This is a genomic window from Bradyrhizobium sp. Ken64 (assembly GCF_055807555.1).
The window spans coordinates 203873-212993 of sequence record NZ_JBVVPA010000016.1; the positions used below are offsets into that span (position 1 = coordinate 203873).

Genomic DNA, 9121 nt, shown 5'->3' on the forward strand with positions numbered 1-9121 from the left:
GCATCGCGTCTCGCAACGGCTAACGCGGTCTAACAACCCATAACGAGCAAATTGCCAAGGCCTGCGCCAATCTCTCTCCATGACGAACCGAGGCGTTGATGTCGAATTCGGTCAGCGCCACCGACCAAACCCAGGGAGATCGAACATGACAACGCAAGCACGTATCGACATTCTCAATCCAGACCGCCGTCAACTGTTGAGCCAGGCCGCGATGACCGCGGTTGCCGCAAGCGTATCGAGCCTGCTGCCGCTGCATTCCGCCAAGGCAGGCGTGAGTGGCGCGGTTCGCCCGTTCCACGTCAGCGTGCCCGAGCAGGATCTGCTCGAACTTCGCCGCCGTCTCGCGGCGACGCGCTGGCCGGATCGTGAGATCGTTGCCGATCAATCGCAGGGCGTGCAGCTGAAGACGGTGCAGCAGCTCGTGAACTACTGGCAGAACGACTACGACTGGCGCAAGATCGAGGCGCGGCTGAATGCCTTGCCGCAATTTGTCACCGAGATCGACGGCGTCGACATCCACTTTATTCACGTTCGCTCGCGTCACGAAAACGCGCTGCCGATGATCGTCACGCATGGCTGGCCCGGTTCGATCATCGAGCAGATGAAGATCGTCGGCCCGCTCAACGACCCCACCGCACATGGCGCGACGGCGGCGGACGCCTTCGATCTCGTGATCCCCTCGCTGCCCGGTCACGGCTTCTCCGGCAAGCCGACGGAGCTGGGCTGGGACCCTCAGCGCGTCGCGCGCGCCTGGACCGTGCTGATGAAGCGGCTCGGCTACAACCGCTATGTCGCGCAAGGCGGCGATTGGGGCAATGCCGTGACGGAGCAGATGGCCGCGATCGCGCCGCCCGAGCTGCTCGGCATCCACACCAACATGCCCGCGACCGTTCCGGACGACATCGCCAGGGCGCTTCAGCCCGGCGGATCGCGGCCGTCGAACCTCTCGGCCGACGAGCGTTACGCCTACGATCAGCTCGATGACTTCTACAAGCACGGTCTCGGTTACGCGATCGAGATGTCCAACCGGCCTCAGACGCTCTATGGCCTGGTGGATTCGCCGGCGGGCCTCGCGTCCTGGATGCTCGACCATGATGCGCGCAGCACCGCCATGATTGCTCGGGTGTTCGACGGCAAGACGGAAGGGCTGTCGCGCGACGACGTAATCGACAACATCACGCTCTATTGGCTCACCAACACCGCGGTGTCCTCGGCGCGGCTGTACTGGGAGAACAAGCTGGTGTTCTTCGAGCCCAAGCACATCAAGATCCCGGTCGCCGTCAGCGTCTTCCCGGACGAGATCTACGCCGCCCCGCGCAGCTGGACCGAGAAGGCCTATCCGAAGCTGATGTATTACAACCGTCTCGACAAGGGCGGCCATTTCGCGGCGTGGGAGCAGCCAGCGTTGTTCTGCGCGGAAATGCGCGCCGCCTTCCGACCGCTGCGTCAGTCGATCTGAGACCTGCGGGGACGCGCACTTCCGCGCGTTCCCCTCTTTCCCCACAGACCAGGAATCCAATCATGAACCGCCCCGAACGTACCTTCACGACCAACCAAATCCGCCTGGAACGTCGGCTGCCGTCTTATTGGCGTGTCACCTTCGACATGCCACCCGTCAATATCTTCGGCCCCGGGCAGCTTCCGCTTCTCGACGACGTCGTCACGGCGATCGAGACCGATCCTGAGGTGAAGGTCGTGGTGTTCGACAGCGCCGTCGAAGGCTTCTTCATCACGCATTACGACTTTCTCGCGCCGCTGGAGGATTCGCTTCGTATCCCGCCCGGGCCGACCGGCCTGCAGGCGCTGCCCGACATGCTGGTGCGTCTCAGCCGCGCGCCGGTCGTTTCGATTGCCTCGATCAGGGGCCGTGCGACCGGCGTCGGCAGCGAGCTGGCGCTCGCGAGCGACATGCGCTTTGCCAGCCGCGAAAAGGCGATCCTGTCGCAATGGGAGGTCGGTGCGGGCCTGGTGCCCGGCGGCGGACCGATGGCGCGATTGCCGCGCCTGATGGGCCGCGGCCGTGCGCTCGAAGTTCTGCTCGGCGCCGACGACATCCGCGGCGATCTCGCCGAACGTTACGGCTATGTGAACCGGTCGTTGCCGGATGCCGAGCTCGACGGCTTCGTCGAGGCGCTGGCCATGCGCATCGCGTCCTTTGACAAGGAGGCGATCGCCGAGACCAAGCGCCTCGTCGACGTCGCGAGCCTGCCGCCGGATGTCGAGATCAAGCCGGAATGGGACGCCTTCCTGGCTTCGCTCAACCGCCCCGCGAGCCAGACCCGTATCAAGGCGCTGATGTCGCGCGGCTTCCATCGCGCCGGGGATGTCGAGAACCGGCTCGGCTTCCACGTCGGACAGATTGGCGCCTAACGGAACCGCTGCGGCGTTCGGCCGGTTGGAACGGCGACAGGCGGTCGTGCCAATGTCGCTTTCGTCCGGTACCGAGCGCCGGTGCTGAAAAAATCAACGAGGAGAATTGAGATGATCCGCAAGGCAACAGCAGTCTGGAAAGGCACCGGTCGCGATGGCACCGGTCAGCTATCGAGCGAATCCGGCGTGCTCGCCGCGACGCCTTATTCGTTCAAGACCCGCTTCGAGAATGAGAAGGGCACCAATCCCGAGGAGTTGATCGCTGCGGCCCATGCCGGCTGTTTCACCATGGCGCTGGCCTTCGGCCTGCAACTCGCCGGCTTCACACCTGACGAGCTCACGACGGAAGCCGCGGTCACGCTCGAGCCCGAAGGCAAGGGTTTCAAGATCAGCAAATCGGCCCTGACGTTGCGTGCCAAGGTGCCGAACCTCGACGACGCCGGCTTTGCCCGCATCGCCGGCGAGGCCGAGAAGAACTGCCCGGTGTCGAAAGTGCTCAACGCCGCGATCACGCTCGACGCTAAACTGACGTAGGGCGCGCTTTCATTGTGTCTCCATCCGGTTCTGGAAGCTTTGGCTTCCACGAGAGGAACTGGATGGACAAATGCCCGGCTTTCGGCTCGACCGCCAAAAGCATAGGATGCGACGGATGCAGAACGGACGGACGGATCAATTGGGAGTGGAGATATGACAACGGAACGCGCAATTCTGGCCGGAGGCTGCTTCTGGGGCATGCAGGATCTGATCCGCAAGCAGCCGGGCGTGGTCGCCACCCGCGTCGGCTACACCGGCGGCGCGGTGAAGAATGCCACCTACCGCAATCACGAAGGCCACGCCGAAGCGATCGAGATCACCTTCGATCCCACCAAGACCAGCTTTCGGACCATGCTGGAATTCTTCTTCCAGATCCACGATCCGACCACGCTCAACCGTCAGGGCAATGATTTGGGCACGAGTTACCGCTCGGCGATCTTTTATACCAGCGACGAACAGAAGCGGATCGCCAGGGATACGATTGCAGACGTCGAGGCCTCCGGTTTCTGGCCTGGCAAGGTCGTGACCGAGGTCGCGCCCGCGGGCGAGTTCTGGGAAGCCGAGCCGGAGCATCAGGATTATCTCGAACGTTATCCTGACGGCTACACCTGCCACTTCATCCGCCCCGACTGGAAACTGCCGCGGCGCGGGGCCGCAGCGGCAGGCTAGGCTAGTGAGCGCGCGTTCAGGTTCGCAATTGCGCGACCAGGTCGCGGGCAACGCGCATATCGGCGAAGTCTGAGCCCTCGGCAAACGCTCCGCAGACATGATCGAGAACCGCCAGAGCGTTCGCGCTCTGGCCAGCCCCGATCATCAATCGCGCCAGGCTGACCGCGCTTCGCAGCTCCCAGAAACGCGCGCCTTGCTGGACGGCAATGTCCATGGCCTCGCGAAAGCCCGCCTCGGCATCCTCTGAATGCCGGGCGCTCCTGAGCATCAACTCTCCCTTGATGCGGATCAGCTCCGGCAGATACCAGAGCTCCTGCCGGTCGTTGCAGCGGGTCAGGACATCCTCGATCACGTCGAGGCCGCGATCGACCTGGTCGGCCTCTCCGGAACACGCGGCGAGCTCGCCGAGCAGGGGTAGAAAGCGCGGCAGGAAGCGCGCATCGCCGGCGCGATTGAGCTCCTCGCGCAGCAGCGGCAGGCCGGTCGTGACGTCGCCGCGCCTGACCATGACTGCGGCGTTGAAGGCCCGTGCCCACAGGCCCCACAGCCGGATGGCGTGGCGCTCGGTGTGTTCGAGCAGCTCGATGCCGTGACGCTCCGCGGCGTCGAAATCGCCGGACCAGAAGGCGATCGGACAGGCGGCTTGTCCGAGTACGCTGCAGAAGGTCAGCGCGTGGCCATTGGCGCGGCCTTCCTCGATGTTTCTGGCCGTGAGGGCCTGTGCCTGATCGGCCAGGCCCTGAAGCCACAGGATGCGAGCCCGAAAATATTGCGTCGAGATTCTCAGATCGAGCGGGAAGATCTTCGGCTTCTCCGCCAGTACATGCAGCGATGCATTGACCCGGTCGATGCGCAGCCGAGCCTCGTTCTGATCCCCGAGATAGTGCAGCGCCACGGCCATCAGCCGGTCGCCCAGCATGACATCGGTCCTGTCGGACGAATTCGCAGCTGCGTTCGCAAAGCGATCGGCGAGCGCACGGGCCTTGCCGAACTGTCCGTTGTTGAACTGGTCGATGCACAAGCCCCAGAGCGCGCGCAGCCTGAAATCCTTGTCGTCGAGCCTGTCAGCCAGCTCGAGGGTCGTATCGAGGATCGGTCGCGCCTCCCGCGCGCGACCCTCGCCATACATCAGCGACCAGCCGAGCGCCGACAGGAGCTGCATGCGGATGCGGTCGTCGTCGGCGGTGTCTCCGAGCGCCGCGAGGGCCGTTCTGCTGCGCTCACGGCATTCCGCGAACAGCGAGAGACGCACCCACAGCGTGACCGCGGCCGCCGTCAGCGCGACACCGAGCCTCGCCTCGCCGTCGGGCCCGAAGGCCCAGTCCAACGCCGCACGCACATTGTCCAGCTCCGCGCCATAGATGCTCAGCCATTCGGGCAGCGGCGTCGAAATATCGGCCTCCGCGCGCTCGAATAAATCGCGAAAATGCTCGGCATGACGCCGCGCGAACTGCCTGGCTTCGTCGAGCTCGTTGAGTTTTCCGTATGCATAGGTGCGCGTGGTGTCGAGCAGCCGATAGCGCAGCGTCCGCGAGCCGGACGGCGAAATTAGCGACTTGGTTACCAGGCTGTCGATTGCTTCGAGAGTCTCGGATGCGTTGAGGCCGTCACCGGACGCGACCGCCGCAGCCGCCTCCGGCGCGAAAGGCCCGGCAAAGACCGACAGGCGTCGCAGCGTGGCGCTCTCCGCGGCAGGCAGAAGGTCGTAGCTCCAGTCGAGAGCCGCTGCGAGCGTCTGGTGCCGTGGCACGGCGGTGCGCCGTCCCCGCCATTGCAGCGAAAAGCGGCTGTCGAGCAGAGTTGCCGTCCCGGCGATGCCGTAAGCATTGACGCGGCCCGCCGCGAGCTCGATCGCCAGCGCGATGCCGTCGAGGCGCCGGCAGATGCTCGCGACGAGGGGGGCCTCTTCCGCGCTGAGCTGGAACGGGCCCGAGCTCTGCGCAATGCGCTCCACGAAGAGTTGAGCCGCGGGGTAGGCAAGGATCTCGTCGACGGCAAGCCCTTCGCGCTCGGGCGGACAATCCAGCGGGAACAGCCGGAAAATCCGCTCGCCTTCGCTCCGGAACGACTCGCGGCTGGTTGCGAGAACACGAAGCTGCGGTGCTTCGCGAACGATGCGCTCGACGAGCGGCGCCAGATTGTCCAGCACATGTTCGCAACTGTCGAAGATCAGAAGGGCAGGGCCGGTCTTGAGAAACGTCAGCAGGGCCGGCGTCGGATCCTCCGCGCTGATGGTCAGTCCGAGCGCCGAAGCAATGGTGGTCGCGATGTGACTGGCATCCCTCAGCGGACCGAAATCGACAAAGAAGACTCGCCCGGCGAAATCCTGGGAACGGCGATGCCCGACGGTGACCGCGACCGAGGTCTTGCCGATACCGCCCGGGCCGACGACGGTCATGAAGCGATAGAGCGAAAGTCCGTTCGAGATCTTCTCGATGACATCTTCCCGGCCGACCATCCTCGTGAGCTGAGCGGGCAGCGAGCGGGGAGGAGCGGCTTCGGCCGGGAGCGGTGCGGCCGGCGCAGCTGCTTGAGCGAACGAGGCGACAAAACAATAGCCTCGGCCGGGCACGTTGACGACGTAACGGGCCGACTTGCCGGTGTCGCCGAGTGCCTTGCGTAGCGCCGCGACGTGAAAGCGCAGGCTGCCCTCGTCGACATTAACGCCGGCCCAGATGCGCTTGACGAGCTCTCTCTTGTCGACGACTTCTCCGGGGCGTCCTGCAAGGAAGATGAGAATGTCGAGCGCGCGGCCGCCGACATGAAGCGGCGAGCCCTCCTTCTCCAAGAGTCGGGACTTCGGAAACAGTCGAAATGGCCCAAAGGAAATGGCCGAGTCTTCGCTATGATCTGGCACGCGCCATCGCCCCCTCGAAGGGAGTCAAAAGGTATTACTTTCTCGTCTACCAGAACGAGGCGTACAGTAAACTGGCCGAAAGCAGTGGGCAGGGCTGGCAGCCCTGCGTGGACGGCTTGGGTCGGCGCGCTCGCCGAATAACGCTTGGAAAGTAAAGAGTTAGGCCGATGTGACAATGCGGTGACGCCGGGGCTCGCCCAGATGGAGCATTGACTGTCATGCCGGATTGCTGCGATGGCATCGTCCGGGAGCCGGTCCCGCCACCACATTGACTGCCGACTTCCGGAATTTCCAGCATGGCCTCTTTCACGCGGCGACAGTTCGTGCACGCGTTGACAAGCGCAGCGGCGCTCGCCGCGCTTCCCCGCAGCGGACAAGCCGCCGACTATCCGTCTCGTCCCATTCGCCTGGTGATTCCCTACGGAGCCGGCGGATCGGGTGACCAGATCGCGCGCCCCTGGGTGGACAAGATGTCGTCGCTGCTCGGGCCGACCTTCGTCGAATATATCGGCGGCGCGGGCGGCGCCATCGGGACCGCGGCGGTCGCGCGTGAGGAGCCCGACGGCTATTCGCTGCTGCTCGGCAACGGCAGCACGCAGGTCATCATTCCCATGACGTCGGCGAATCCCGGATATTCCGTTGGCGATTTCCGCGCCATCTACCGCCTGATCAACAGCGCATTGGTTTTCGCCGTCAATCCTTCGGTGCCTGCCGCAAACCTGCGCGAGTTGATCACCTATGCGAAAGCCAATCCAGGAAAGCTGTCCTATGGCACGCCGGGGATCGCCACCGGAAACCATCTGGTCGGCGAATCCTTCAAGCAGCAGGCCGGCGCGCTGGACATCGTCCACGTGCCCTATCGCGGCATTGCGCAGGCGACCAACGACCTCGTCAGCGGCCAGATATCGCTCGTCATTGCCGTCATGTCCGTTCAATTGCAGCAGCTGGCCCAAGCGGGGAAAGTCAGGCTGCTCGCGGTCACCACCGAAACGCGGCTGAGCGGCGCGCCGGAGATCCCGACCGCCGTCGAATCCGGGATGCCCGGCATCCGGTATGAGGGATGGTTCGGTCTGTTCGCACCCAAGCACACCGACGATGCGATCATCGACCGGATCGCGCAGGCGACGCGGCTCGCCATGGCCGATACGGCGCTTCTGGCGAGCTATCGCGCCCAGGGCATGGAGCCGGACGACGATTCAAGCCCGGACAAATTCCAGCGCATCGTGGAGGCCACATCCGCAAGCCTCGCGCCCCTGATCAAATCGATCGGGATGAGCAATTTGTGAGGCCGCTCAGCTGTCGGCGCGCGTAACAATACGCGCCGTCAGCGTGACGAGGCCCATCAGCGCGGTCAGGAGCCAGAACGCCACCGGCAATCCGCCAAGACGTGCCACGAAGCCGACACCGGCGGGGCCGACGAGAACGCCGGCGTAGCCGGCGGTCGTGATCGCCGCGACGGCGAGCCCGGTGGGCATCACCGTCTGCCTCGCCGCCCGGCGGAACAGCACCGGCACGAGGTTCGATGCGCCGAGGCCGATGAGCAGGAAGCCGCCTACGGCGGCCGCCACGACGGGAGCGGTGAGCATGACCACGAAACCCGCGATCGCAATCAGGCTGCCCCAGAACAATGTCGTGCGGTCTCCGATGCGTGCGACGACGGCGTCGCCGGCGAGCCGCCCGATCGTCATCGCGACCGAGAACACGATGTAGCCGATCCCGCCTTGCGCTTCCGAAACGAGACCCGCCCCGATGACGAGCAACGCGCCCCAATCAAGCATCGCGCCTTCGACCAGGAAGGTGATGGCGCAAAGCAGCGCGAGCAGGAGCACGGCGCCATGCGGCAGCACGAACAGCGGTCCTTCCTGCACCTGCACGGAGCGAAGCAGCCGCGGCCAGGCTGCCAGCATCGCGATCAGCATCAGGACGGAGCAGATCAGCGTGCAAGCGAGCGCACCGAGTTGCAGCGAGAGCAGTGCGGTCATGAGCGCGGCCCCGGCGAAGCCGCCGATGCTGAACAGCGCGTGGAAGCCGGACATCAGCGGACGTCCCGCGGCGCGCTCCACCTCAACCGCGTGGATGTTCATGGCGACGTCGATGGAGCCAAGCGCGGCGCCGAATGCGAGGAGTGTCAGCGCCAGCGTCGCGGGCGAGCTCGCGATTGTCAGCAGAGGCAGGACCAGGGCAAGAGCGAGCCCGCCCGCAATGATGATCGGCTTGCTGCCATAGCGCGCGCTCAGCACGCCGGTCAGAACCATCGCGATGACCGAGCCGATGCCGAGGCTGAGCAGGAGCAGTCCGAGGATGCCGTCGTCGACGGCGAGCCTCGCCTTCGCGAACGGCACCAGCGGTGCCCAGCACGAGATGCCGAAGCCCGCGACGAGGAAGGCAAGCCTGGTCGCAAGGCGTGTCGCCGGCCTGTCGGCAGAAGACATGGGAACTCCGGGGAGGGGGAATCAGGGCAGGGGCAATCGACAAGCCTCGCAATTGTCGCGTCTTTATGTCCGCGGCGGACTCGAAGTGTCGCAGGCGGCCCCTGGGCGGCCGGAACGCCAGTGCGAACCAAGGAGTGAGGCTTCGTAGCCCGGATGGAGCGCAGCGCAATCCGGGGCCGCTAGCGCCGTGTTTCGCACCTTCCCGGATTACGCTTGCGCTCCATCCGGGCTACGGGACCTCGCCTGTGTCGCGCCTCTG

Annotated in this window: 7 protein-coding genes; 5 read left to right on the plus strand and 2 right to left on the minus strand. The window is 65.0% G+C overall.

The features are described from left to right. Positions 1-145 precede the first annotated feature (145 nt). The 4 genes from AC0L2F_RS25160 to msrA all read left to right on the plus strand — a co-directional run bounded on the left by AC0L2F_RS25160 (position 146) and on the right by msrA (position 3573). On the plus strand, positions 146-1459 hold the full coding sequence (locus AC0L2F_RS25160; protein WP_473250231.1) for an epoxide hydrolase family protein: 1314 nt from the start codon (positions 146-148) through the stop codon (positions 1457-1459). A 62-nt stretch (positions 1460-1521) separates the two neighbouring features. Beyond that, positions 1522-2370, plus strand: coding sequence for an enoyl-CoA hydratase/isomerase family protein (locus AC0L2F_RS25165; protein WP_473250232.1), 849 nt, complete (start codon positions 1522-1524; stop codon positions 2368-2370). Between the two features lie 111 nt (positions 2371-2481). Next, positions 2482-2904, plus strand: a complete 423-nt coding sequence (locus AC0L2F_RS25170; RefSeq protein WP_473250233.1) for an OsmC family protein — start codon at positions 2482-2484, stop codon at positions 2902-2904. Between the two features lie 153 nt (positions 2905-3057). Further along, on the plus strand, positions 3058-3573 hold the full coding sequence (msrA, locus tag AC0L2F_RS25175; protein ID WP_473250234.1) for a peptide-methionine (S)-S-oxide reductase MsrA: 516 nt from the start codon (positions 3058-3060) through the stop codon (positions 3571-3573). Positions 3574-3589: 16 nt separating this feature from the next. On the opposite strand, the gene AC0L2F_RS25180 is transcribed toward msrA, so the two are convergent. Further along, positions 3590-6430 carry an ATP-binding protein gene (locus AC0L2F_RS25180; RefSeq protein WP_473250235.1) on the minus strand — a complete coding sequence of 947 codons (2841 nt, stop codon included), beginning with the start codon at positions 6428-6430 and terminating at the stop codon, positions 3590-3592. Positions 6431-6726: 296 nt separating this feature from the next. Between AC0L2F_RS25180 and AC0L2F_RS25185 the strand changes: the two genes are divergently transcribed. Continuing rightward, the gene (locus AC0L2F_RS25185) at positions 6727-7716 is read left to right on the plus strand and encodes a Bug family tripartite tricarboxylate transporter substrate binding protein (RefSeq protein ID WP_473250236.1); all 990 of its coding nucleotides are present in this window, start codon (positions 6727-6729) and stop codon (positions 7714-7716) included. A gap of 6 nt (positions 7717-7722) precedes the next feature. Here AC0L2F_RS25185 and AC0L2F_RS25190 read toward each other — a convergent pair whose 3' ends face one another. Next, positions 7723-8862 (minus strand): MFS transporter, encoded by a 1140-nt coding sequence (locus AC0L2F_RS25190; RefSeq protein ID WP_473250237.1) that lies wholly within the window; start codon positions 8860-8862, stop codon positions 7723-7725. Positions 8863-9121: the final 259 nt, after the last annotated feature.

Excerpts from the sequence above, each read along its gene's own strand:
- AC0L2F_RS25160 (WP_473250231.1), top strand. The coding sequence starts at position 146 with ATGACAACGCAAGCACGTATCGACATTCTCAATCCAGACCGCCGTCAA.
- AC0L2F_RS25165 (WP_473250232.1), top strand. The coding sequence starts at position 1,522 with ATGAACCGCCCCGAACGTACCTTCACGACCAACCAAATCCGCCTGGAA.
- AC0L2F_RS25170 (WP_473250233.1), top strand. The coding sequence starts at position 2,482 with ATGATCCGCAAGGCAACAGCAGTCTGGAAAGGCACCGGTCGCGATGGC.
- msrA (WP_473250234.1), top strand. The coding sequence starts at position 3,058 with ATGACAACGGAACGCGCAATTCTGGCCGGAGGCTGCTTCTGGGGCATG.
- AC0L2F_RS25185 (WP_473250236.1), top strand. The coding sequence starts at position 6,727 with ATGGCCTCTTTCACGCGGCGACAGTTCGTGCACGCGTTGACAAGCGCA.
- AC0L2F_RS25190 (WP_473250237.1), bottom strand. The coding sequence starts at position 8,862 with ATGTCTTCTGCCGACAGGCCGGCGACACGCCTTGCGACCAGGCTTGCC.